The sequence below is a fragment of the Paenarthrobacter sp. 10L420 genome (assembly GCF_056395385.1).
Genome location: NZ_JBFTJK010000001.1, coordinates 389,565 through 412,903, shown reverse-complemented (window position 1 = coordinate 412,903; position 23,339 = coordinate 389,565). Strand labels below are relative to the sequence as shown.

At 63.2% G+C, this 23,339-nt stretch carries 17 protein-coding genes; 6 read left to right on the top strand and 11 right to left on the bottom strand.

Annotation, left to right across the window (positions count from 1 at the left end):
- The first annotated feature begins 120 nt into the window (after nt 1-120).
- Complete coding sequence (rarD, locus tag AC1DD5_RS01860; protein ID WP_477520736.1) at nt 121-1,194, top strand: EamA family transporter RarD; 1,074 nt, start codon at nt 121-123, stop codon at nt 1,192-1,194.
- A gap of 510 nt (nt 1,195-1,704) precedes the next feature.
- Here the strand turns inward: rarD and gabT are convergent.
- The gene (gabT, locus tag AC1DD5_RS01855; RefSeq protein ID WP_477520440.1) at nt 1,705-3,075 is read right to left on the bottom strand and encodes a 4-aminobutyrate--2-oxoglutarate transaminase; all 1,371 of its coding nucleotides are present in this window, start codon (nt 3,073-3,075) and stop codon (nt 1,705-1,707) included.
- Nucleotides 3,076-3,121: 46 nt separating this feature from the next.
- Nucleotides 3,122-4,552 (bottom strand): gamma-aminobutyraldehyde dehydrogenase, encoded by a 1,431-nt coding sequence (locus AC1DD5_RS01850; RefSeq protein WP_431116058.1) that lies wholly within the window; start codon nt 4,550-4,552, stop codon nt 3,122-3,124.
- A gap of 146 nt (nt 4,553-4,698) precedes the next feature.
- On the opposite strand from AC1DD5_RS01850, the gene AC1DD5_RS01845 reads away from it, so the two are divergent.
- The 3 genes from AC1DD5_RS01845 (at nt 4,699) to AC1DD5_RS01835 (ending at nt 8,172) form a co-directional block, all read left to right on the top strand.
- The gene (locus AC1DD5_RS01845) at nt 4,699-6,141 is read left to right on the top strand and encodes a PucR family transcriptional regulator (RefSeq protein WP_477519598.1); all 1,443 of its coding nucleotides are present in this window, start codon (nt 4,699-4,701) and stop codon (nt 6,139-6,141) included.
- Nucleotides 6,142-6,214: 73 nt separating this feature from the next.
- On the top strand, nt 6,215-7,495 hold the full coding sequence (locus tag AC1DD5_RS01840) for an MFS transporter (protein ID WP_442016473.1): 1,281 nt from the start codon (nt 6,215-6,217) through the stop codon (nt 7,493-7,495).
- Nucleotides 7,492-8,172, top strand: a complete 681-nt coding sequence (locus AC1DD5_RS01835; protein ID WP_442016474.1) for a FadR/GntR family transcriptional regulator — start codon at nt 7,492-7,494, stop codon at nt 8,170-8,172. The genes AC1DD5_RS01840 and AC1DD5_RS01835 overlap by 4 nt, the downstream gene beginning before the upstream one ends.
- 89 nt (nt 8,173-8,261) lie before the next feature.
- On the opposite strand, the gene AC1DD5_RS01830 is transcribed toward AC1DD5_RS01835, so the two are convergent.
- From AC1DD5_RS01830 to AC1DD5_RS01810, 5 genes are all read right to left on the bottom strand, one after another.
- Nucleotides 8,262-9,641, bottom strand: a complete 1,380-nt coding sequence (locus AC1DD5_RS01830) for an MBL fold metallo-hydrolase (RefSeq protein WP_477519597.1) — start codon at nt 9,639-9,641, stop codon at nt 8,262-8,264.
- A gap of 80 nt (nt 9,642-9,721) precedes the next feature.
- Complete coding sequence (locus tag AC1DD5_RS01825) at nt 9,722-11,188, bottom strand: FAD-dependent oxidoreductase (RefSeq protein WP_477519596.1); 1,467 nt, start codon at nt 11,186-11,188, stop codon at nt 9,722-9,724.
- Nucleotides 11,189-11,224: 36 nt separating this feature from the next.
- Nucleotides 11,225-12,502, bottom strand: coding sequence for a uroporphyrinogen-III C-methyltransferase (gene cobA, locus AC1DD5_RS01820; RefSeq protein ID WP_477519595.1), 1,278 nt, complete (start codon nt 12,500-12,502; stop codon nt 11,225-11,227).
- A gap of 122 nt (nt 12,503-12,624) precedes the next feature.
- Nucleotides 12,625-13,536 (bottom strand): glutaminase, encoded by a 912-nt coding sequence (locus AC1DD5_RS01815; RefSeq protein WP_477519594.1) that lies wholly within the window; start codon nt 13,534-13,536, stop codon nt 12,625-12,627.
- Between the two features lie 6 nt (nt 13,537-13,542).
- On the bottom strand, nt 13,543-15,159 hold the full coding sequence (locus AC1DD5_RS01810; protein ID WP_477519593.1) for a PucR family transcriptional regulator: 1,617 nt from the start codon (nt 15,157-15,159) through the stop codon (nt 13,543-13,545).
- Between the two features lie 388 nt (nt 15,160-15,547).
- Between AC1DD5_RS01810 and AC1DD5_RS01805 the strand changes: the two genes are divergently transcribed.
- Both AC1DD5_RS01805 and AC1DD5_RS01800 read left to right on the top strand, forming a co-directional pair.
- Nucleotides 15,548-16,999, top strand: a complete 1,452-nt coding sequence (locus AC1DD5_RS01805) for an amino acid permease (protein ID WP_477520735.1) — start codon at nt 15,548-15,550, stop codon at nt 16,997-16,999.
- A 17-nt stretch (nt 17,000-17,016) separates the two neighbouring features.
- The gene (locus AC1DD5_RS01800; RefSeq protein WP_477519592.1) at nt 17,017-19,845 is read left to right on the top strand and encodes an aminotransferase class I/II-fold pyridoxal phosphate-dependent enzyme; all 2,829 of its coding nucleotides are present in this window, start codon (nt 17,017-17,019) and stop codon (nt 19,843-19,845) included.
- Between the two features lie 28 nt (nt 19,846-19,873).
- Here AC1DD5_RS01800 and AC1DD5_RS01795 read toward each other — a convergent pair whose 3' ends face one another.
- The 4 genes from AC1DD5_RS01795 to AC1DD5_RS01780 all read right to left on the bottom strand — a co-directional run bounded on the left by AC1DD5_RS01795 (nt 19,874) and on the right by AC1DD5_RS01780 (nt 23,276).
- Nucleotides 19,874-20,914, bottom strand: coding sequence for an LLM class flavin-dependent oxidoreductase (locus AC1DD5_RS01795; RefSeq protein ID WP_477519591.1), 1,041 nt, complete (start codon nt 20,912-20,914; stop codon nt 19,874-19,876).
- 35 nt (nt 20,915-20,949) lie between these two features.
- Nucleotides 20,950-21,507 carry a dihydrofolate reductase family protein gene (locus AC1DD5_RS01790; RefSeq protein ID WP_477519590.1) on the bottom strand — a complete coding sequence of 186 codons (558 nt, stop codon included), beginning with the start codon at nt 21,505-21,507 and terminating at the stop codon, nt 20,950-20,952.
- A 103-nt stretch (nt 21,508-21,610) separates the two neighbouring features.
- On the bottom strand, nt 21,611-22,555 hold the full coding sequence (locus tag AC1DD5_RS01785; protein ID WP_477520439.1) for an ABC transporter permease: 945 nt from the start codon (nt 22,553-22,555) through the stop codon (nt 21,611-21,613).
- On the bottom strand, nt 22,545-23,276 hold the full coding sequence (locus AC1DD5_RS01780) for an ABC transporter ATP-binding protein (protein WP_442016483.1): 732 nt from the start codon (nt 23,274-23,276) through the stop codon (nt 22,545-22,547). Before AC1DD5_RS01780 ends, AC1DD5_RS01785 begins: the two co-directional genes overlap by 11 nt.
- Between the last annotated feature and the right edge of the window lie 63 nt (nt 23,277-23,339).

Here is a 23,339-nt window from a genome sequence, read left to right as displayed (position 1 = left end):
GCAGATTCCAATTCTAGATGTCCACTCTGCACCCGGCGTCCTATATGGCGGGAGTCACACGAAAACACGTGATTGGTGCCAACATTTCGGAATATTGCGACCCCTTTTGGTGTTGGCGACATTGTGTCGACACCCGAGCAGATCACCGCAAACTCGTCCACTTCCAACCAGCCCCCGACTGCGAGTGCATCCAGCAGTGAACTTAACGGCGGTACGTCTGGGGGCAGGACCTCTGGCGGCAGTACCCGCGGGCGAAAGCCGGTCTGGAGCGAGTCGACGGCGGGAATCCTCTTTGGGATTGGCGCTTACAGTTTGTGGGGACTGCTTCCGCTGTACTTCCTCGCGCTTCAACCGGCGGGTGCCATCGAAATCGTTGCCAACCGCGTCGTTTGGTCGCTGATCTTCTGTGCGTTGCTGATCACGGTCACGCGCGCCTGGAGGGTTTTTGGTGCAGCCGTGAAGGACCGCTCAGTCTTTGGACCGTTGGCCTTGGCCGCTGGATTGATAGCCATCAACTGGCTTACCTACACCTTTGGTGTCACTACAGGCCACGCAGTTGAAACTTCCCTTGGATACTTCATCAACCCCTTAGTGTCGGTCCTGCTCGGCGTATTCGTCCTCAAGGAGAAGTTGCGGCCACTCCAGTGGGCAGCAGTTGGTATCGGCTTCATCGCAGTGGGCGTCCTGACCTTTTCCTACGGCCAGCTTCCCTGGATCGCGTTGATCCTGGCCTGTAGCTTCGGCCTCTACGGCTTCGTCAAGAAGCGTGTCGGTCCCAAGGTCGATGCGCTCACCAGCCTCTCCGTGGAAACAGTGGTCCTGGCTCCGTTTGCTGCCGCCACCATGGTTGTCCTGGGCGTAAACGGCGTCGCAACACTCACTGCCCTTGGGCCTGGGCATTTCTGGTTGCTTCTGGCCTCCGGTGTCATCACGGCTGTGCCACTGCTCTTCTTCGGCGCCTCGGCCCGTCGCTTGCCCATGACCACCATCGGCCTTCTCCAATACTTCGCACCGATTCTGCAGTTCATCGTGGCGCTGGCCGTCTTCAATGAGACCATGACCACTGCCCGCTGGATCGGATTCTGCGTGGTGTGGCTCGCCCTGCTGGTGCTCACGGTGGACATGCTGCGTACAGCGAAGAAGAACTCGTCGCTGAAGAAGAAGGCCCGGATCGCGGCCGCTGCAGGAGCGTAGCCCGGCTGAACCGACGTCGTGCGTGGCTGACGGTCCACCCGAGGACGCGGGAACAGTGCCAGAACGTATGGAAACTTCCAGCGAACTGGACGTGCTCCCGCGAACTCGGCGCGCACCGCCGTCGTGCGTTCGGCTGGTCCACGCGAGGACGCGGGAACAGTGCCAGAACGCCGGGCAGCTCCGGCGAACGGGACGCGCTCCCGCGTAGTCGGCGGGTCACCGGCGAACTCGGTGCGCACCGCCGTCGTGCGTTCGGCTGATCCACACGAGGACGCGGGAACAGTGCCAGAACGTATGGAAACCTCCAGCGAATAGGACGTGTTCCCGCGAACTCGGCGCGCACCGCCGTCGTGCGTTCGGCTGATCCACGCGAGGACGCGGGAACAGTGCCGGAACGTATGTAAACCTCCAGCGAATAGGACGTGTTCCGGCGAACTCGGCGCGCCGCCCGTTAACGCACAAGGAGGGCCGGGGAAAACCTCGGCCCTCCTCCCAAACAAGCGTAGAGAGTTACGCGTTGGCCTTGATGGCTGCAGCGAGGACCTCGAGGCCGTCGATGAGCAGCTCGTCGCTGATCACGAGCGGCGGAAGCAGGCGGATCACGTTGCCGTACGTGCCACAGGTCAGGATGATGACGCCTTCCTGGAGGCAAGCAGCAGCAACGGCCTTGGTGAGCTCAGCGTTGGGTTCCTTGGAACCGGCCTGTACGAGCTCGATAGCCAGCATTGCGCCACGGCCGCGGATGTCGCCAATGACGGAACCCCCGCCTGCGGAAAGCTCGGCGGCCAGTTCGCGGAGCTTGCCAAGGGCGAGCTCTTCGATGTGGCGGGCACGGCCCCTGAGGTCGTGCTGTTCCATGGTGTCGATCGCAGCGAGGGCGGCTGCGCAGGCAACCGGGTTGCCACCGTAGGTGCCGCCGAGGCCGCCCGGGTGAACGGCGTCGAGCAGGTCCGCGCGGCCGGTGATCGCCGACAGCGGGAGGCCGCCTGCGATGCCCTTGGCCATGGTGATGATGTCCGGGACAACACTTTCGTGGTCGACGGCGAACCATTCGCCCGTGCGGCAGAAACCGGACTGGACCTCGTCAGCGATGAAGACGATGCCCTTTTCCTTGGCCCATGCGGAGAGGGCCGGCAGGAATCCTTCGGCCGGGACGATGAAGCCACCCTCGCCCTGGATGGGCTCGATGATGATGGCTGCAACCTGGTCGCCACCGATCTGCTTCTCGATCATGGTGATGGCGCGCTTGGCGGCCTCGGCGCCGGTGATCTCCGGGTTCTCTTCACGGAACGGGTAGCTCATGGGCATGCGGTAGACCTCGGGCGCGAACGGGCCGAAGTTGGTCTTGTACGGCATGGCCTTGGCGGTGAGTGCCATGGTCAGGTTGGTGCGGCCGTGGTAGGCGTGGTCGAAAGCAACCACTGCGTCGCGGCCGGTAGCCAGACGTGCAACCTTGACGGCGTTCTCCACGGCCTCGGCGCCGGAGTTGAACAGCACGGTGCGCTTGGCGTGGTCGCCCGGGGTGAGGCGGTTGAGCTGCTCGGCCACAGCTACGTAACCCTCGTACGGGGTCACCATGAAACAGGTGTGCGTGAAGTGCGCAGCAGCTTCCTGGACAGCGGCGACGACGGCGGGATCGGACGCGCCGACGCTGGTCACGGCGATGCCGGAGCCGAGGTCGATGAAGGAGTTGCCGTCGACGTCGCGGATGATGCCGCCGTCGGCGTCTTCAACGTAAACGGGAACGCCCGAGGCGACGCCGGCAGCAACGACGGCGGCGCGACGCTCGGCCAGTGCCTGCGACTTGGGGCCGGGGAAGGCGCCGTTGATGTTGCGCTTCTGCTCGATGCGGTACGAGAGTTCGTTCGCGGTAGTGGTCATGAGGTGGTTGCCTTTCTGGGAAATTCGTACGGGTTACGCGAACGCGTTATGCGTCGAGCGCAGACATCACGTGCTTGATGCGCGTGTAATCCTCAACGCCGTACATGGAGAGGTCCTTGCCGTAGCCGGACTGCTTGAAACCGCCGTGGGGCATCTCTGCCGTCAGGAGGATGTGGGTGTTGATCCAGACCGCACCGAAGTCCAGGTCGCGGCTCATGCGCATGGCCGTGCCGTGGTCGGTGGTCCAGACGCTGGATGCCAGGGCGTATTCGACGTCGTTGGCCAGCTCGAGCGCTTCGGCTTCGGTGCTGAACTTCTGGACCGTGATGACCGGGCCGAAGGTTTCCTTCTGCACGATGTCGTCAGTCTGCTTGGCACCGGAGATGATGGTGGGCTCGAAGAAGAAGCCCTTCTCGCCTGCGCGGTGGCCGCCGGTTTCGATCTTGCAGTTGGCCGGGAGGTGCTCCACTACCGAGGTGACGGCGTTGAAGTGGTTCACGTTGTTCAGCGGGCCGAAGTAGTTCTCTTCGTCGTTCTGGGAACCGGTGTGCAGGGTCTTGGTGTGCTCCACCATTGCTGCCACAACATCATCGTGGACGGAGTCCTCCACCAGCACGCGGGTGATGGCGGTGCAGTCCTGGCCCGCGTTGAAGAACGCGAACTCGGCGATGGCCGCTGCGCTCTTCTTGATGTCGGCATCCTTGAAGACAATGGCCGGAGCCTTGCCGCCAAGTTCCAGGTGTGCGCGCTTGAGGCCCTTGGCTGCGCCGCTTGCGACGGCGATGCCTGCCCGGACAGAACCTGTGATGGACACCAGGCCGGGAACCTTGTGGTCAACCATCATCGCACCGGTTTCGCCGGTGCCGAGCACAACGTTGAGCACGCCGGCGGGGAAGATCTCGCCGGCGAGGCGAGCCAGGACCAAAGTCGATTCGGGGGTGGTGTCCGAGGGCTTGAGAACAACGGTGTTGCCGGCTGCAAGTGCGGGGCCAATCTTCCAGATAGCCATCAGGAACGGGTAGTTCCACGGGGCAACCTGGGCTACGACGCCGATCGGTTCGCGGCGAACATAGGAGGTGTGGCCCTCAAAGTACTCGCCTGCGGACTTGCCTTCCATGATGCGTGCTGCACCGGCGAAGAAGCGGAGCTGGTCTGCGCCTGCGGCAACTTCCTCGGAAGCGATCAGGGACCGCACCTGGCCGGTGTTGCGGTGCTGGGCGTCAACGAGTTCGTCGCTGTTGGCCTCCACGGCGTCGGCGAGCTTGAGCAGCATGAGCTGGCGCTGGCCGGGCGTGACGTGCTTCCACGTCTTGAAGGCTTCCTTGGCTGCGGTCATGGCGGCGTCAACATCGGCCTGCACCGAAATCGGCGACTTGGCAACGATCTCCCCGTTAGTGGGGTTCACGATGTCCAGGAGACCCGTACCTGCCGGCGTAACGAATTCGCCATTGATGAAGTTCTGCAAGGTTTGAACCACGGCGTGCAACCCTCTTTCGGTGTCTGGGGCATGGGTTTTAGCTGATCAGAGCCTATGCCAGCGAAGGGGTCCACGGAATAGTCAGCTGCACACACCGGCATACCGTCCTTAGTGCGCTTGACCAGCGCCGGGTTACGCTTGTAACCATGGCAATGTCCCTCTCCTCGCTCGTCGCTCTCCCATCCTTGAAGCTCCGCAAAACGGGTAGCGCGGAAACAACCTGGAACCAGGACATCAGTTGGGTGGCCGTGACGGAGCTGGAGGATCCACAGCGCTTCCTCAGCGGCGGGGAATTGGTCCTCACCACGGGCCTGCGCCTGAAGAGCGCCGCCGACCAGCGCCGATTCGTCCGGCAGGTCCAGCGGGCCGGTGCGGTGGGCATCGGTTTTGGCATCGGCCTCACGCACGAATCCGTTCCTGAGGCGCTCATCGCCGAAGCCAACCGTTGGGGCTTGCCCCTGGTTGAAGTGCCTTACGAGATTCCCTTTATCGCGATCGGGAAGCTCGTTGCCGAGTCACACTCAGCGGACCACTACTCAAACCTGGAACGGCTACTGGCCGGACACCAGATCCTGGCCCGGTCACTCCTTACCGGCGGCGGCCTGGGCGAGCTCCTGAAACAGTTGGGCAGCATGCTGCGCACTGATGTTGTGCTCACCCAGTTCAGCGCGCAGCTCTACAACAGCGTTCCCGGGAAACCGGCCCCGACGGCGGACGGCTGGGCTTCGTACCCGATTCCCACCGGCCGCAGGGACGCCTGCACGCTGTGGTTGCGGCAGCCATTCATGGACTCGGGGATTGTGAGCTACGCGCAGAACCTCATCAGCGTGGAGCTCAACAACATGGTCAAGCAGCGCCAGGCCCAGCGCGCCATGGCCGGGCAGGTTCTTGACGACGTCATCCACGGGACCTTGGAAACCATAGAGGCCGCCCGCCGCCTGGCTGGCGTTGGAATCAACAGCACCCGGAAGAACGTGGTGCTCGTGGCAGAGTCCACGGCACACCACAAACAACTGATCAGCATCTCCCTGCCCCAGGCGCTGGAAGCCGGCGTTAGCGCCGTCGTCGGGAAGGACCTGGTCACGGTCATCACCGACGACGGCAGCTCCGCGGCAGCCTTGGCCAAGAGCCTGAGCGACCACCTGCAGGAGGCCGGGATCCATGCAGTGATCGGAATCGGCGGCGCCTATACGAAGCCGAACGGCCTGCGCTGGAGCTACTTTGAGGCGCGCGACGCCGTGGCGCACGGCTTACCCGTCAACGAGCCCGAGCGGCTGAGCCTGACGTCCCTCCTGCTGGCGAGCGAGGACGTTCCGTTGGCCGACATGGCCAGCGAATCGCTCACGCCGTTGAGGAAGTTCGACGCTGCCCACGGCTCTGAACTCGTAGCCACGCTGGAAAGCTACTTGAACCACAATGGGTCCGTCGCGGCCGTCGCCGAATCCCTGACCCTGCACCGCAACACCGTGCGGTACCGGCTGGCCCAGATCACCGAACTGACTGGCTACGACCCGTCGCAAACCCAGGATCGTGTGCAGCTTTGGCTCGCCTTGGCGGTGCAGCGTCTGGGTTCGCGCAATCCGCGGTAGGCCCTGCGAGCTCGTACAGAGAGGTTCGCCACAAAAGCCTAGACATTAGACGTCAAACGTCTAACCTTTACATATGGCTGCGACGACCCCTCTTAACCCCACCACAGGAAACATCCCTACGATTGCCACTGCTGCCCCGGCAACAAACCAGCGACTGGCAGTCCCCAAGACGCGCGTCGTCGCCGTCGTCGGCATCATTGCCGTAGTGCTTATTGGGCTGAACCTTCGCGCCGGAATCACCAGCGCCGCAGCGCTCTTCCACGAGCTGCAGCAAGTACTGGGCTACGGGGCCTTAGTGGCGTCAATCCTGCCCTCGATTCCGCTGCTGTGCTTCGCGGTTGCAGGGATGGGGACCTCGTGGCTGACCCGTCGCGTGGGTGTCGAGAAGGCTATCGCCATCGCCCTGGCCCTGCTGGCTGGAGGCTTGCTGGTGCGTGGCGTTCCAGCCACCGGTGCGCTGCTCGGCGGAACAGTTCTGGCGATGTCCGGCCTTGCAGTGTGCAACGTGGCCATGCCGTCGTTCATTCGCGAGCACTATTCGGACCGCACCTCCATGATGACCGGCCTCTACACCTTCACAATGTCCGGTGGCGCTACCTTCGCGGCTGCCGTGAGCGTTCCCTTGGCGCAGCAGCTCGGTTCGCCATCGATGGGCCTTGCTGCCTGGGGCATCCTGGGTGTCGCAGCGCTGCTCGGCTTCCTGCCGGTGGTCCTGCACTCGCACCGGAACTCCACTAAGACGGACCGTCCGCGCGTATCCATGTGGCCCCTGCTACGCACCCGCCTGGGCATCCTGATCACGGCCATCTTCACCTTCCAGGCCTTCCTCGCCTACGCCGTGATGAGCTGGTTCGCCTACATCCTCACGTCCCAGGGCCTCAGTGCCTCGGAAAGCGGGCTGCAGTTTGGCGTCATGCAGTTGGTCTCCGTGGCCGCCGGCATGATCCTGCTTGCCTTCGGTTCCAGGCCCGGAATGCTGCGGCCTGCCCTCTACCTCGCCAGCAGCTCGACGCTGGTTGCCATTGCTGCGATGATCTGGTTGCCGACCTCCCTGGCGTTCATTTCCGCCGTGCTCTTTGGGTTCGGCTTGGGGATCTTCCCGCTGGTCCTGGTAATCATCAGCCGCAGCGGACGGTCGACGGCGGAAACCACCGCGCTCTCCACGATCGCCCAATCACTGGGATACTTGATTGCGGCAATTGGCCCCTTTGGCATGGGGCTGCTCCACAGCGCAACCGGCGGCTGGGCGCTGCCCTTGAGCTTGCTGTCCATCGTGGCGGTGGCGCTCATGGTTACTTGCCACATGCTTACGAGCAAGCGCACTGCCACAAAGACCGGACCGAGGACAGCATGACCCTAACCCCTTCGCATCGCCCGGCCCTCGCCGAGGAGATCACCGCCAAGCTGCGGGACATGATCAAATCAGGCGAATGGCCGCTCCAGGAGCGCATCCCGGCAGAGCCTGAACTCATGGCAAGCCTGGGTGTTTCGCGGGGAACCCTCCGCGAGGCCATCAAGGCATTGGCGCACTCGGGCATGCTCGAAGTTCGCCGGGGTGACGGCACGTACGTGCGTGCAAACAGTGAGATGTCCGGCGCGGCCCAGCGAATGTACTTGGAGCACACCCAGGAACACATCGTTGAAGTGCGGCTTGGCTTGGACACCCAGGCGGCCCGGCTTGCTACCAAGCACGCAACTGTCGAAGACCTCGCAGAGATGCGCCGCCTCCTGGCCCTGCGCCATGACGCCTGGCAGTCCGAGGACTACCCCACCTGGGCGCGCTCCGATTGGGAATTCCACGAACGCGTTGCCCTGGCTTCTGGAAACCCGCTGCTGCATCAGCTCTATGTCTCCTTTGGCGGGGTCTTCCACAACGATCTCCTCCGCCAGCAACGCAAGGAAGGCTTCAACGGTATCCCCCGGGAAGGCCACGACGAACTGGTGGATGCGCTGGAAGCCCACGATCCCGACGCCGCCGTCCAGAGCGTCTACCGGAACCTCGATTTCTGCGCCGACAAGACCCCGCGGTAGCCCTTCGTTAGTCGTCGCCAGGCCGCTAAGTCGTTGCCAACCCGCTCATCCGTTGTTGCCCTACCACGGCTTAGCGGGGCAGCAACGTCTCAAGGCACGGTCTCGATTCCCACCCCAGCCGCGTCCTTGAACCTCGCGTCGATCAGGACAACGTCCCGTCCCGCCCGGTCCAGGAGACTCGCTGCGACACTCGCCCGGTACCCCGTGGCACAGTGCACCCAGATCCTGGCGTCCGGCAACTCAGTGGTCCTGCCGAGCAACTCGTAGACCGGAATGTTGAGGGCTCCTTTGACGTGCGAGGCCTTGTATTCCTCCGGGCGGCGAACGTCCAGCACCACGTCCTCAGGCTCCCGGTCTTTGAAGAGTGCAGCCCAGTCCCCGTGCTCGTAGCTCGCCCGTGGATGGTCAGGTGCCAAGGCACCGATATCCGAACCACCCGCTTCAGGCCCGACGGCGGCATCCGGACTATCGATGCCAATCCTCGCCAGATCGCGGATCGCCTTCTCCACCTCATCCAACGGGCCCAGCAAGGTAAGCGGCTGATTCCAAGGGATCACCCAGCCGAGGTAGCTGGTGAAGTTATCGCCCCTGCCATACTCGAAGCTCACGCTTCCCCGGAGATGGCTATCCGCGAAGGCCACTCTGTGTCGCAGATCCACCACCCACTCCCCCTCGCCCAAACGCCGGCCCAGCTCTGCGGCGTCCACAGAATCAGGTACTTCCAGGTTCGGCACACCGGGCCCGGCCGCATTGAGGGGGCTCATGTGTGCGTAGTAGGCCGGGTAGGCTGTGATGTTCTCCAACAACTGGGCCACGAAATGGTCCTCGTCGGGGTCCGTGAGGGCATGGTTGGCGGCGGCTTGCTCGCCAATGGTCGATGCCTTCACCTTGCTGGAGGGCCCCACGGAGCAAAAGGAACCGAAGCCGTGTGTTGGATAGAGAAACGCCTCGGGTTGTGCCAAATCCACGAGTCGCCGGACCGATGAATACTGATCGTGAGCCAACATCGCGGTGTCCTGGGGCGAGACTAGGTCCGTTCTCCCGACTGAACCGTAGAGCAAGCTGCCACCGGAAAACACAGCCTCAGGGCCGCCGTCGTGCGCGTCCTCCCGGACGACGTACGAGAGGTGTGTGTGCGTATGGCCAGGCGTCGCAACTACGGAGACGGAAAGCCGGCCGACGTGAAGCACCTGTCCATCCGTGACGGGAACGCGGGTGAACTCCACGTGGTCGTCGGCATTGACCAGGTATGCGGCACCGTGCGCTTGGGCAAGCAGCAAACCGCCAGTGACGTAGTCGTTGTGCAGGTGGGTTTCGGCCACATGGGTGATCCGGACGCCAGCCTCAACAGCGGCTGCTTCTATCCGATCCGTGTCCCGCTGTGGGTCGATCACCAAGGCCACACGGCCGTCATGCACCAGGTAGCTCCGGTCCCCCAACTGGGGTGTTTCGATGACGACGACGTCCATACCTCAGGTTAAAGCAACGCGGGGTCACTTAAGCACCATCCGGAAGCCCGGAAAGGTGCATAAGTGACCCCGCGTTGAGATTAGACTTCGGCTGCCACGCCGTCGCGGGAGATGTTGACCATGTCCTCGCGCGGCACAACCTTGATGCGCTCACGCGTGACCTCAACACCGTGGGAGCCGCCAGCCTCGGTGGCTGCTGCGCCGAGCGCGAGCTCGTGGGCGTCCAGGGCCAGCCAGCCTTCCCAGCTGGTGAACTGCACGCCGCGGGAGTCGAGCAAATCCACGACGGCGTCTGCCGCGGGAACTTCGGCCAACGGCAGGTTTTCGCGGTCCTCCAGAAGGTACGTCACGGTCTCAAGGGCATCGCCCTTGGTGTGACCGATGAGGCCGACCGGACCACGCTTGATCCAGCCCGTCGCGTAGAGGCCCGGTACGTGCTGGCCGTCGGAGTCAAGGACGCGGCCGCCGTCGTTGGTCACGACGCCCTTCTTGTGGTCGAACTCGACGTCCGGCAGGGCCGAACCGAAGTAGCCGATGGCGCGGTACACGGCCTGGACCGGGTAGTCGACGAACTCGCCGGTGCCGCGGGCGTTGCCCGTGCCATCCAGCTCGGTGCGCTCGAACTTGATGCCGGCAACCTTGCCCGGAGTTTCCGGGGAGTCAACGATCTCAACCGGGCTGTGCAGGAAGTGCAGGTGGAGGCGACGCGAAGCCGTGAGCTCGGAGAGGTCCTCGGGCTGCTCGGCGATCCAGTTGGTGAGCGTGCCAACCATGGTCTTGGTCTGGTTGTTCGTCTGGACCTGGCGATCGGACTCTTCGTCGAATTCGAAGTCCTCGGCGTAGAGGATGATGTCTACGTCCTTGGAGTGCGAGAGTTCGCGGAGTTCCAGCGGGGTGAACTTCACCTGCGCCGGGCCGCGGCGGCCGAAGACGTGAACATCGGTGACCGGGGAATTCTTCAGGCCGGCGTAGACGTTGTCAGGGATTTCGGTGACCAGGAGGTCGTCGGCGTGCTTGGACAGGACGCGGGCGACGTCGAGGGCCACGTTGCCGTTGCCGAGGACTGCGATTTCCTTGGCGTCCAACGGCCATTCGCGGGAAACGTCCGGGTGTCCGTCGTACCAGGAGACGAAGTCAGCGCCGCCGAAGGAACCCTCGAGCTCGATGCCCGGGATGTTCAGGTCCGCGTCCTTGATGGCGCCAGTGGCGAAGATGACGGCGTCGTAGTGCTTGCGGAGGTCCTCGATGGAGATGTCCGTGCCGTAGTCAACGTTGCCAAAGAAGCGGATGTCGCCGCGGTCCAGGACCTTGTGCAAGGCATTGACGATGCCCTTGATGCGGGGGTGGTCCGGAGCGACGCCATAACGGATCAGGCCATACGGTGCCGGGTAGCGGTCAAAGAGGTCGATGCTGACGTTGAGTTCGCCGCTCTTGACGGCCTCGCTCTTGGTCAGGATGTCCGCTGCGTACACGCCGGCAGGGCCGGAGCCGATGACGGCGACGCGAAGCGGACGGTCCGCAGAACCTACGGGAGTGCTAATTGACACGGCTGTGTTCCTTCTTCTTGTTCAGTTGGTGCGGACTCAGTTACTGCGGACGCGGGGACGGTTGGGGGTAATCGTCCTGTAGTCAGCGGTCTTGAAATGCTGTGGGGCGAAGGGGCTGACACGGACAACATCGCCGATCACGATGACGGCGGGATTGGCCACGCCGACGGCCTCAGCCTGGTCCGCGATGGATCCCAACGTGCCGATCGTGACGCGCTGATCCGGCAAATACCCGTTCTCAACGATACCTACTGGAGTGTCCAAAGGCAGACCCGAGCCAGCCAGGGCGGCTGCGGAATCGCGCAATTGAGCCACACCCATGAGCAAAACCACAGTGTGATCCGGCCGGGCGGGGACCTCGGAAAGCTCTTCGTGACCGGTCACGACGCTGAAACCCTTGGCCAAACCGCGATGCGTGACGGGGATACCGGCAGCGGCAGGAACCGAAATCGCCGACGTCACACCGGACACCACTTCAACCTCGACGCCGTTCTGCCGGCAGAACTCTGCTTCCTCGCCACCGCGGCCCAGGACATAGGGGTCGCCACCTTTGAGGCGGACCACGCGGTTGCCCTTAAGGGCCTCGTCCACGAGGATCCGGTTGATCTCAAGCTGCGGCACCGGGTGATGGCCCGGCGTTTTGCCGACCTCGATCACGCGGACATCGGGAGCCAGTTCCTTGAGCAGCTCACGCGGGCCAAGACGGTCAGCAACCACGACGTCGGCCTGGCCCAGCAGGCGTCGACCCCGGACTGTGATGAGTCCCGAGTCGCCAGGGCCGCCGCCAACCAGCGCAACAGAACCAGCAGGCGCTTTGCCGGCAGCGTCCGGCTTGCGGTGACGGCGAAGCGGCAGGTCTCCGGTTTCCAGTGCAGTGGCAACAGCATCGCGGAGCGCCATGGCGCGGCGAGGGTCTCCCCCTGCGTTGATGGCGATCTTGACGTCATCCACCACGGCCACTGCGGGCGTCCAGGCAGCTGAGGACTCGTGGTCCGAGGCGTTGACGCACCAGATGCGCTGCGCTTCGGCGTCGGCTGCTACCTCGGTGTCCACAGCGGCGGTGCCCGTGGCGGTCTGAACGAACCAGACGCCGTCGAGGTCTGACGTGCGGTACTCGCGCGGCTCCCAGGTGAGGAGTCCGGCGTGGGCGAGTCCGCGGAGGTTTTCGGAGGCAACGGGAGCGACCACGGTAACTTTCGCACCGGCGTCGAGCAGTCCCTTGGCACGGCGCTCCGCGACGGGCCCGCCGCCCACAACCAGCACCGGGCGGCCGAGCAGCCGCAATGCCGTGGGGTAAATGTCCTGTATTGCCATAAAAAAACTGTAGGGCGGGTCCGTAACATGCTTCAAAGGCTCGGAAACACCCGGTAACGCTGGGTAATCCAGCGTCACATACGCGTCATCCCTTGTTTCCCCCGGCAAACGTCCGGAAACCGCTAGAAAACAGACCAGCCCGTACGCGTCGTGAATTCATCCAAGGCAGCCACCCCTGCCACCGAGTTGCCGGACCGCCCAAGGCCCGGGCTCCACACACTGATGGCGCATTTGTTGGGGACCACCGCGACGATTCCGCCCCCGACACCGCTCTTTCCCGGAAGGCCCACGCGGTAGGCGAACTCCCCGGCGGCGTCGTAGGTCCCGCACGTGAGCATGACGGCGTTGATCCGTTTCGTCTGTGCCGGGGACAGCAACCGGGTGCCGTCCGCGCCGACGCCGTTGGCGGCCAGGAACCGGGTTGCGAGCGCAAGGTCTTCGCAGGTCATGGCCAGCGCGCACTGCTCCACATAGGACTCGAGGACGGCTTCCACGGGGTTCTCCAGGTTGCCGCAGCTGGCAAGGAAGTGGGCCAGGGAGGCGTTGCGGTGGCTGTTGCGGAGTTCTGACGCCGCCACGTAGTGGTCCGCGGCCACAGTGGGGTTACCGGTTTCGCGGCGCATCAAGTCACGGACGGCCAGGGCTGCGCTTCCCGTGACACTGAGGAGCCGGTCACTGACGACGATCGCGCCGGCGTTGATGAAGGGGTTCCGGGGAATCCCTTCTTCGCTCTCCAATTGGATCAACGAGTTGAACGGGTTGCCCGAGGGTTCACGGAAGACGCGCTTCCAGATGCCATCGCCGTCGAAGGCCAACACCAGGGCGAGCGCGAACACTTTTGAAATGCTCTGAATGGAGAAGGGCACATGTGCGTCCCCTGATGAGTAGACGTCACCGTCCCGGGTTGCGAGGGAGATGCCGAACTGGTGGGGGTCCACGGCCCCCAGCTGCGGAATGTAATCGGCCACGTTGCCTTGGCCGACGTGCGGCTGTACTGCCCCGACGATGTCGTCGAGGAGATTCTGGATATCCAAGGGGTTCTAGCTCCTGGCCTCTGCGTAGGTCCAAAGTCGTATCTGGAGATGGGCAAGCAATCGTTCGTCTGCGGACTGCAGGTCCAGGCCCGCCTCTTCGCACGCGCGCCGCAGCCGGTAGTGGACGGTGTTGCGGTGGATGGCCAGTTCTTCGGCGCAGCGGTTCACATCGCCAAAGAATTCGAGGTACGTAAGCAGCGTCAGAGCGAACTCCGGATACCGGTCGCAGAGCTTGGCTATGCCCTGGTGCCGGAGCCCTTTCCGGGTTTCCAGCAGATCCAGCAGTTCGTTGGTGAGGACCGTGGTTTCCACATCCCTGTAGGAGGCAACACGGATCGACGGGGTGCTCTGCAGTACTTTGAGGACGCTGCGGACGTGGTCAAGGGTGGCGTAGAGCGCGTCCAGCCGCGGAACAATCGGGCCCACGGCGGCCTGGACCTGGAAATGCAGGTGCGTGGTGGCGTCACGCACAATCGTGTTGACCAGCCGGTTGATCGCCGGCAGGGACTTCACCGGGTCCAGGTCCGGCAGGATGATCGCTGTTTCCGTGCCCAGGGCTCCTACTACTGCTCCCGGACGGTAGGCCGCCGCATGGATGGAGGCGAGGTTCGAGAGCTCACCCCTTCGGAGCTGTTGACCCGGAGCGCTCTGATCCAGCCCGCCCGCGGAAATCAGCACCAAGGCAGCAGGTTTGGAGGGGTCTATGCCCGCCGACTGGGCCTGCGAGTGAACCTGGGCCGTACCGCTGAGCAGGCTGGACACACGGTCTTCGCGCATCGATTGGGATTGCTGGTTCCGGTGGCGCACCAGTTCGATCGCCGCATGCCGGGCAGCGCCGATCATCAGCCTGTCTGTGTTCGGCGCCAATGGCTCGGCACCTTCCTGCAACCAGATGTAGCCCATCACCCGGCTTCCCGCATGGATGCCAATGGCCACGCGTTCGCGAAGGCCGGCCTCAGGGTTGGCCTCCACGTGGACGGGTTCCTCGGTGGCCTGAAGGTGCTTGTAGACGCCTGATTCCTTGAGGAGTTTCTGGTACCGCTCGGGTCCACGCCGCGCAAGGATGGACAGGCGCCGAAGCTCATCAACATCGTTGGACGCGGGCGAGTAGGCGAGGACTCTGTTTCCTGGGTCCTCGATGACGACGTGGCCGTTGGTCAGCGTTGCCGTTGTTTGGGCGATGGCGAACAAGTCCCTATGCACCGTGGTGGGGTTCTCCCCGGATACACCGCGTTCCCGGATACGGTCCACGGCGACGCTTTCGAACTTGTCCCAGCGAAGGCCGGGAGCCACGGCCACCAATCCGATCCCTGTGGATTGGAGCAGTTCCGCCACGGCTTCGAGTTCACGTTCGTTGCCCTTGACCGCGACGGCCGTGGGCCTGTCGCTGATGATCCGCCGGATTGCCGGCAGCGCCACGCGTCCACGGGCACCGATGAGCATTACCAAGGACCCAGGGCGAGTTGCATCCTCGTCTTCTGCATCCACAATGACCGTTTCACGAACTGTCAGGTTGTCCGCGTCCGGGGCAAGCAACAAGCGTGCGTTGTCCACGCCCAGGTCTTCAAGTACATCGCTCAGCAAGGTGACGACGCCGTCGTCGTCAATGTCCAGGGCCTTCAACGAAGCTATCGCTTCCTCTCGTATTCAGTTCGGGTCAACCGGACGTCCTTCGCCATTGAAGAAGTCCTGCCCATGCTCCTGCGCAATCGCGCACAGCCAGAAACATTACCGGGCCTTCAGGACACCAGTGTTGTCCAGCCAGCACAAGAGCCGGGCCCTGAATTTGGTTCGCCAGCCAATTTGCGCGATTCGCCTGAGATCTAGAGTTATTTACTGTCCCCAACGCCACAAACACTGTGTGTCGCGCAGTGTCAGAGAACACGTCTGTGCCGTTTGGGACTGTTGAGCTGCCGACGGCGGCGCCGGAGTCAAAGGAGACCCCCAAGTGATACCCACGTCAGTTTCAGCGCATTCTGCTGCGCCCAGCCGGTCCGAGGAGGCCGGCACCCTGCCTGTCGGCCAGGAGCCAGGCCAGGATTTCTCAACCGAAGAATCGGGCTACCGGAAGACCCTCAAGCCCCGACAGATCCAAATGATCGCCATAGGCGGCGCGATCGGCACGGGGCTTTTCATGGGAGCGGGCGGCCGCCTCAATGGTTCGGGCCCCGCGTTGGTCCTGGTGTATGCGGTGTGCGGATTTTTTGCCTTCCTCATCCTGCGCGCATTGGGTGAGCTGGTTCTCTACCGCCCGGCCTCGGGCTCGTTCGTTTCCTACGCCCGTGAGTTTTACGGTGAGAAAATGGCCTACACGGCTGGTTGGTTGTACTTCCTGAACTGGGCCATGACCTCCATCGTGGATGTCACCGCGGTGGCCCTGTACGTGAAGTTTTGGGGCCAGTTCTGGCAGCCGATCAATGATGTCCCGCAATGGCTCATCGCCCTCATCGCACTGGTGGTAGTGCTGGCGTTGAACCTCGTGTCAGTGAAGATCTTCGGCGAGATGGAGTTCTGGTTCGCCCTCATCAAGGTCGGTGCCCTGGTGGCCTTCCTCGTCGTCGGAATCTGCTTCATTGTCTTTGGTGGCAGGACGGATGTGGGCGTTCCCGGCCTGAACGTCATTGCTGACAACGGCGGCCTTTTCCCCACGGGCGCTGTCGCGCCGCTTCTGGCGATCAGCGGCGTCGTCTTCGCGTACGCAGCCGTTGAGCTGGTAGGCACTGCCGCCGGCGAAACTGCCAACCCGCACAAGGTCATGCCCAAAGCCGTCAACACTGTGGTTCTGCGTATCGGCATTTTCTACGTCGGCTCCGTCCTGTTGCTCTCTCTCCTGCTGCCCTTCACGTCCTACAAGTCCGGCGAATCGCCGTTCGTGACCTTCTTCTCCCACCTGGGTGATCCGCAGGCCGGCGCGATCTCGGCCTCCGTGATGAACTTCGTGGTTCTGACCGCCGCCCTCTCGAGCCTTAACGCAGGCTTGTACTCCACCGGCCGGATCCTGCGTTCCATGGCAATCAAGGGCTCAGCTCCCCGCTTCACCGCCCGCATCAGCGCTTCCGGTGTCCCTTACGGCGGCATCCTGTTGACTGCGGTCATCACCTTGATGGGCGTAGGCCTGAATGCGATCGTTCCGTCGCAGGTCTTTGAAATCGTGCTCGAAGTATCTGCGCTGGGCATCATCGGCGGTTGGGCCACCATCATGCTCTGCCACATCAAGTTGCAGGCGTGGGTGCGGAGCGGCAAAGTCGTCAGACCCGCATTCCGACTCTTCGGCGCCCCCTTTACTTCCTACCTCACCCTCGGATTCCTGGCCTTTGTCCTGATCACCATGGGCTTCTCGGAAACAGGCCGATGGGTGCTCGCTTCCCTGCTGGTACTGGCACCGCTGCTCGTGGGTGGCTGGTATGCCCACCGTGGCCGAATCCGTAATGAGCAGTCCGCTTTGAACCCGCCCTCAGTTTGAAAGAGAAAACACGTCACATGAGCACCCTTTCCCCCCTTCCAAAAATTGGCACGCCCAGCCGCGCCTGGCGGTCACGCGCCGATGCTTGGGAGTTCCTGGGATATGCCATCAAGCAGCTGGTCTTGGACCTTCACTCCTCCTCCGATTCAGGCTTGCATTCCCAGATCAGCAGGACTTTTGCGCTCCTGGATGCCGTGGAGCCCTACTGGGCAGAACCCGGCGTGGCGGCGGTGGCCCAGTTGCGCCAATTGGTCGACGACGGCGACCCCCACGCCGCGCTGGAACTTCTGGGCGGTTTGGCGCACCTTCCTCTGGCTTCCGGAGCGGAACAAGGTTCAGTTTCCGGGGGTCTCCAGGAGTCGTCCGAAGACGAGGTTGCACAAGCCGAGCAGGCCGACCGCCCTCGTTTTGAGGTTCTGGTGGTGGACAACATCACGGCCCAGGAAGCGGAGGCGCTCAAGAACAACATGGCAGCCCAGCGCCGCCCATCGGATGCTTTCACGTACGAACTCAATGTGGTCCCAAGCTACGAAGACGCGTTGGTCGCCGTCCTGCTCAACCCCGATATCCAAGCGGTGATCCTGCGTCCGGGTTTCTCGGTTCGCAGCTCCCAGCAGCTGGGCAGCGACCTCCGCCGGTTCCTGGCCGGGCACACTCCCGAAGGCCTGCAGGCCTTGCGACCAGTCAAACGGATCCTGGGCCTGGCCGAGGAAATATCCGGGCTGAGGCCTGAGCTGGACGTCTACCTGGTTGCAGGCGTCTCCATCGAGTCCCTGGCCGGATCACTGACCAGGAAGTTCCGGAGGATTTTCCGCAGGCAGGATCACCTGGACCTGCACTTGTCCCTGTTGTCCGGGGTTGCAGAACGATACGAGGCTCCGTTCTTCACAGCCCTGCTGGATTACAGCCGCCGGCCTGCAAGCGTCTTCCACGCGCTGCCCATTTCGCGTGGCGGATCCGTTGGGAACTCCCCCTGGATCCGCGACATGGCCGATTTTTATGGGACAAACCTGCTTTTGGCAGAGACTTCGGCAACGTCCGGCGGACTCGATTCCCTGCTGGATCCGCACGGATCCATCAAGCAGGCGCAGGACCTCGCCGCCCGGGCCTTCGGAGCGCAACGAACGTACTTCGTTACCAACGGCACATCCACGGCCAACAAGATCGTTCATCAATCCCTGCTGGCCCCTGGTGACGTTGTGCTGGTTGACCGGAACTGCCACAAGTCCCACCACTATGCCTTTGTGCTCGCCGGTGCCCGCGTTTCATATCTGGATGCCTACCCCTTGGACAAGTACGCCTTCTATGGCGCTGTGCCCTTGGCCAGTTTGAAGCGCAGGCTGCTTGAGTACCGGAGGGCCGGACGGCTGCACGAAGTCAAAATGGTCACGCTGACCAACTGCACTTTTGACGGAATTGTTTACGACGTCGAGCGGGTCATGGAGGAATGCCTGGCCATCAAGCCTGACTTGGTGTTCCTCTGGGACGAGGCATGGTTTGCCTTCGCCCGCTCCCACCCCATCTACCGGCGTCGAACGGGTATGGCTTCAGCAGCTGCCCTGGAAGCTTCCTTCAGCAACCCTGCCTACGCGGCCCGGTATGCCGAGCAGGCAGCGGCCTTGCACGACCCCGTAACGGGTGAACCCGTTGATGACGAAGCATGGCTGGCCACGCGGCTGATTCCCAACCCTGCGAAGGCGCGGATCAGGGTCTATGCCACTCAGTCAACGCATAAGACCCTGACATCCTTGCGCCAAGGTTCGATGATCCACGTGTATGACCAAGACTTCATGGCCTCCAACCGGGAGTCCTTCCGCGAGGCGTACATGACGCACACCTCCACCTCGCCCAACTACCAAATCCTGGCTTCCCTGGACATTGGCCGGCGGCAAGTGGAGCTGGAAGGTTTTGGTTTGGTCCAGAAGCAATCCGACCTCGCCGTCTCTGTGGCACAAGCAGTCGCACGGCATCCCCTGCTGAAGAAATACTTCCGGGTGCTGACCTCGCGGGACCTTATTGAGCCCCAATACCGCGAAACCAGCGCTGCCATGCCGCTGCGGGAGGGATTGGCGGAACTTGAGGATGCCTGGCAGCGCGACGAATTCGTCATTGATCCCAGCCGCCTCACGCTGGATATCAGCAGGACAGGGATCGACGGCGACACGTTCCGCCACAGCTACCTCATGGACGATCACGGGATCCAGGTGAATAAGACGTCCCGGAACACTGTGCTGTTCATGACCAACATCGGCACCTCGCGAAGTTCCGTGGCATACCTGATCGAGGTCCTGGTCAAACTCGCCGAGGGATTCGAAAACCCACATCCCTCATCGCGACCCCGGACAGTGCCCGTGCTTTCGGCGGTGTCTTCGGCCGTGTCTTCGGCCGTGTCTTCTGTGCCCGGAGGATCAGCGGTGATTGGACAGACGCCGCCGCTTCCGGACTTCAGCACGTTCGCGGCGCGATTCCGCGTGGACGACGCCTGTGAAGACGGCGATATCCGTGCAGCCTACTTCGAAAGCTACAAGCCCGAATCCACGGCCTACTTGTCCGCCGACGAGCTTGCCCTTGAAGTGCGGGCCGGGCAGGAAGTCATTTCCGCCGGCTTCGTCACCCCGTACCCGCCCGGCTTCCCCATCCTCGTCCCGGGCCAGGTCATTACCCGGCAGACGTTGGAGTTCATGGCGGCTTTGGACACCCGCGAGATCCATGGTTTCGATCACGAACGTGGTTACCGGGTTTTCGTGGCCGGGTCTGCGGTTTCGGGGTCCGGCTCCGCGGAAGCTGGTGTTTCGGCGAGTGCTGTGGAATCGGCGAGCATCGGGCGGCTGCCCGCCGCTTCGTAGGACTGGGCGGATACCTGCGCAGAGTGCGCTACGCGCTTTGGCGAGCCCAACCAAAAGCAGGTGCGATGTGCTTCGCGACGTTCCCCAGGAGCTTCGCGTTGTACTCCACCCCCAGTTGGTTGGGCACCGTCAGCAGGACAGTATCGGCAGCTTGGACGGCCGCATCGGCTGCTAGTTCTTCGGCCAAGTCGTCCGGCTCCCCGATGTAGCTCTTCCCGAAACGTGACAACGCGCCGTCGAGAATTCCTACCTGGTCCTGCCGGTCCGCTTGGGCACGAAGGCCGAAGTAGCGGTTGTCCACCTCATCGACGATCGGCAGGATGCTGCGGCTGACTGAAACGCGGGGCTCGAAGTCGTGCCCGGCAGCTGCCCAGGCTTCACGGAACATGTGGATCTGCTCGGCTTGCAGTTGGTCGAACGGGACGCCGGTATCCTCGGTCAGGAGCGTGGAACTCATCAGGTTCATGCCCTTCTCGGCGGCCCAGACTGCGGTCTTGCGGGTGCCGGCTCCCCACCAGATTCGCTGTGGGAGTCCCGGAGAGAGCGGTTGGATGGGCAGAAGTCCAGTGGCTCCGCCTGCGTAGTGGGGATCAGCTTGGGCTATCCCGTGCCCGGCAATGGCCTTGCGGAAGAGCGCGGTGTGGCGCCGCGCCATGTCGCCCGTGTCCTCGCCCTCGTTGGGAACATAGCCAAAGTTGGCGGCTCCGTTCAGGGCTGGCTCGGGTGAACCACGGCTTACTCCAAGCTGAAGCCGGCCGTCGCTGATCAGGTCTGTGGCAGCAGCCTCCTCCGCCATGTACAGCGGGTTCTCGTAGCGCATGTCGATCACGCCGGTGCCCATCTCGATGGTGCTGGTGCGTGCGGCAATGGCGGCGAGCAGCGGGAACGGGGAGGCTTGTTGGCGGGCGAAGTGGTGCACACGGAAGAACGCGCCGTCGATCCCCAGTTCCTCCGCCGCCACCGCCAGTTCGATGCCCTGCTTGAGGGCTTCGCCAGCAGATGGCACCAGCGAACCGGGGACTCGTGCCCAGTGGCCGAAGGAAAGGAAGCCGATCCGTTTGTTGTGCATGTCCGGGACAACAGCGGCGGGTGCCCGCTAATTCCTCACTCGGCGCGTCGGTAGTGCATGGCGACTGCGCCGTTGCTGAGCGGCTGTGCCGAGATCAGGTCGAGGCGCCTGGTCCTGAGCAGTCCGCCCTGGTACAGAGTGGGGCCGTGGCCGGTGATCATGGGGTGGACCAGGAACTTGTACTCGTCGACGAGGTCCAGTCGATCCAGCTCCGTAGCAAGTTTGCCGCTGCCGACAAGAACGCCGTCAGGAGTCCCCTCTTTGAGATCCTGCACCGCAGTGCGCAACTCGCCGACGAGGTGATGGCTGTTGGTCCACGGGAAGTCGCTACGGGTCGCAGAGACCACGTATTTGGGCTTGGTCTCGAGTTTGAGGGCCCAATCGCGCATAGCTGGCGGCGCATCGACGTCGCCACGGGCTACCAGCGGCCAGTAGTCCTCCATCATTTCGTACGTGGTGCGGCCCCAGAGCATCGCGCCGCTCTCCTCCAGGAGCCGGGTGAAGTGGGCATGCGTCTCGTCGTCGGCGATGCCCTCCCGGTGGTCGACGCAACCATCCAGTGTGACGTTGATGCTGAACGTTAGAAGGCCCATGCGGTGATTCTAGGGCAGCTAAAAGCAACGCGGGGTCAGATATGGCCCATGTTTGGCGTAAACATGGGCTATATCTGACCCCGCGTTGCTTCAAGAAGGGGGGCTAGCGGCTGCTACCCGCCAGCAGACCGCGACGCTGCAGCAGGCGCTTCTCGATCGGGGCGAAAACGAGGAGCTCGATCAGGATGCCCACTGCCAGGATCAACAGGATCGCCGACATGACCACGGCCATGTCGGACAGCGCACGTCCTTGGTCAAGCAGCGAGCCCAACCCGAAGCCAATGGTGCCACCAACGGCGATGATTTCCGCGGCCATCAAAGAACGCCAGGAGAAAGCCCAACCCTGCTTCAATCCGCCGATGTACCCGGGAAGTGCTGCGGGAAGCACGATCTGCAGGGCCATCTGCAGCCGGTTAGCGCCGAGCACCGTACCTACGCTGCGGTATTGCGGCGGGATCTGGTCCACACCGGAGATGAGGCCATTGATGATCGACGGAATGGCACCCATGAGGACCACGAAGTAGACGGTGCCATCCGTCAGGCCAAACCAGATGATCGCCGCCGGAACCCAGGCCACGGACGGCAGCACCTGAAGCCCGGAAATCAGCGGCCCAAATGCACGGCGGAGCGGAGCAACCTGTGCCAGCAACAAGCCCACAGGCGTGGCAACTACCACCGAAATCAGGAAGCCGATCAAGCCGCGCTGCAACGAGGTCCACACCGATTCCTGAACCCTGCCTTCGCCCCAGAGCGTCACCAGCTGGTTGAGCACATCAAGGGGCCCGGGAACCTGGTCACGGCGCTTGAGTCCGAGGGACACGTAGAACTGCCAGACGAGGACGAGAACTACCAAGGCTGCGATCGGCAGCAGCACGCGCTTCCAATCGATGCCGGCTTTACGTCCGGTATCGGACTGGAGGTTGTCCAGGCCCGCTTCGAGGTCGCGCAGCTCTGAGGGGTTGCCCTTCAAGGACGGCGACGTAATGTGCTCGCTGGTTTCGCTCACGGGAAGGGTCCGCTCTTGGGTAGTGGTGGGGTTACTTGGCATGGCGGCGGATCTCCTCGCGTAGCCGGCGGGTAATGATTCCGGTCAGCTCCCCAGCACGACCAGCGTCAGTTCGGTGTTCCTCGGTCACATCCCATTCGGCAACAACACGACCAGGACGTGAGGACAAAAGCAGCACGCGCTGGCCCAAGCGGACAGCCTCACGAACGTTGTGCGTAACAAACACGATGGTGCGGCCGGTTTCCTTCCAGATCCGCTCGAGTTCGTCGTGAAGGAGATCGCGGGTAATCGCGTCAAGGGCAGCGAAAGGCTCGTCCATCAACAACAGTTGCCGGTCCTGCGCCAAAGAACGTGCAAGGGCAACGCGTTGCCGCATGCCACCGGACAGCTCGTGTGGACGCTTGTCGCCGGCGCCGCCGAGGTGCACCAGCTCCAGCAGTTCTGTTGCCCGTTCGCGGCGGCTGGCTTTGGTGCTGGACTTGTCAGCCAGCTGAAGTGCGAGTTCGATGTTGCCTCGCGCCGTCAACCACGGGAACAGTGCCGAGTCCTGGAACATGAAGGCCGCGCCGTCGCTGGGCACCTCAAGGGCGCCCGACGTCGGATGCTCAAGTCCCGCCATGATGTTCAGTAGCGTGGACTTGCCGCAGCCGGACGCACCGAGGAGGGCAACGAACTCGCCCTGCGCGATCGTGGCGTTGACGTCGTCCAGCACCGGGGCGCCGTCGCCGAAGCGCTTGCCCAGGTTCTCGAGTACGACTGGCATGGTCCCGTCCTTCGTGTTGATTGGTGGAGCTGATATGGCTGAAGGCTGGCCCGCTCCCCCACC

Bases quoted from the DNA above. Each gene is read 5' to 3' on its own strand.
- AC1DD5_RS01840 (WP_442016473.1), top strand. From the start codon at position 6,215: ATGGCTGCGACGACCCCTCTTAACCCCACCACAGGAAACATCCCTACG.
- AC1DD5_RS01800 (WP_477519592.1), top strand. From the start codon at position 17,017: ATGAGCACCCTTTCCCCCCTTCCAAAAATTGGCACGCCCAGCCGCGCC.
- AC1DD5_RS01795 (WP_477519591.1), bottom strand. From the start codon at position 20,914: ATGCACAACAAACGGATCGGCTTCCTTTCCTTCGGCCACTGGGCACGA.
- AC1DD5_RS01785 (WP_477520439.1), bottom strand. From the start codon at position 22,555: ATGCCAAGTAACCCCACCACTACCCAAGAGCGGACCCTTCCCGTGAGC.
- gabT (WP_477520440.1), bottom strand. From the start codon at position 3,075: ATGACCACTACCGCGAACGAACTCTCGTACCGCATCGAGCAGAAGCGC.
- cobA (WP_477519595.1), bottom strand. From the start codon at position 12,502: ATGGCAATACAGGACATTTACCCCACGGCATTGCGGCTGCTCGGCCGC.
- AC1DD5_RS01780 (WP_442016483.1), bottom strand. From the start codon at position 23,276: ATGCCAGTCGTACTCGAGAACCTGGGCAAGCGCTTCGGCGACGGCGCC.
- AC1DD5_RS01835 (WP_442016474.1), top strand. From the start codon at position 7,492: ATGACCCTAACCCCTTCGCATCGCCCGGCCCTCGCCGAGGAGATCACC.
- AC1DD5_RS01845 (WP_477519598.1), top strand. From the start codon at position 4,699: ATGGCAATGTCCCTCTCCTCGCTCGTCGCTCTCCCATCCTTGAAGCTC.
- AC1DD5_RS01790 (WP_477519590.1), bottom strand. From the start codon at position 21,507: ATGGGCCTTCTAACGTTCAGCATCAACGTCACACTGGATGGTTGCGTC.
- AC1DD5_RS01830 (WP_477519597.1), bottom strand. From the start codon at position 9,641: ATGGACGTCGTCGTCATCGAAACACCCCAGTTGGGGGACCGGAGCTAC.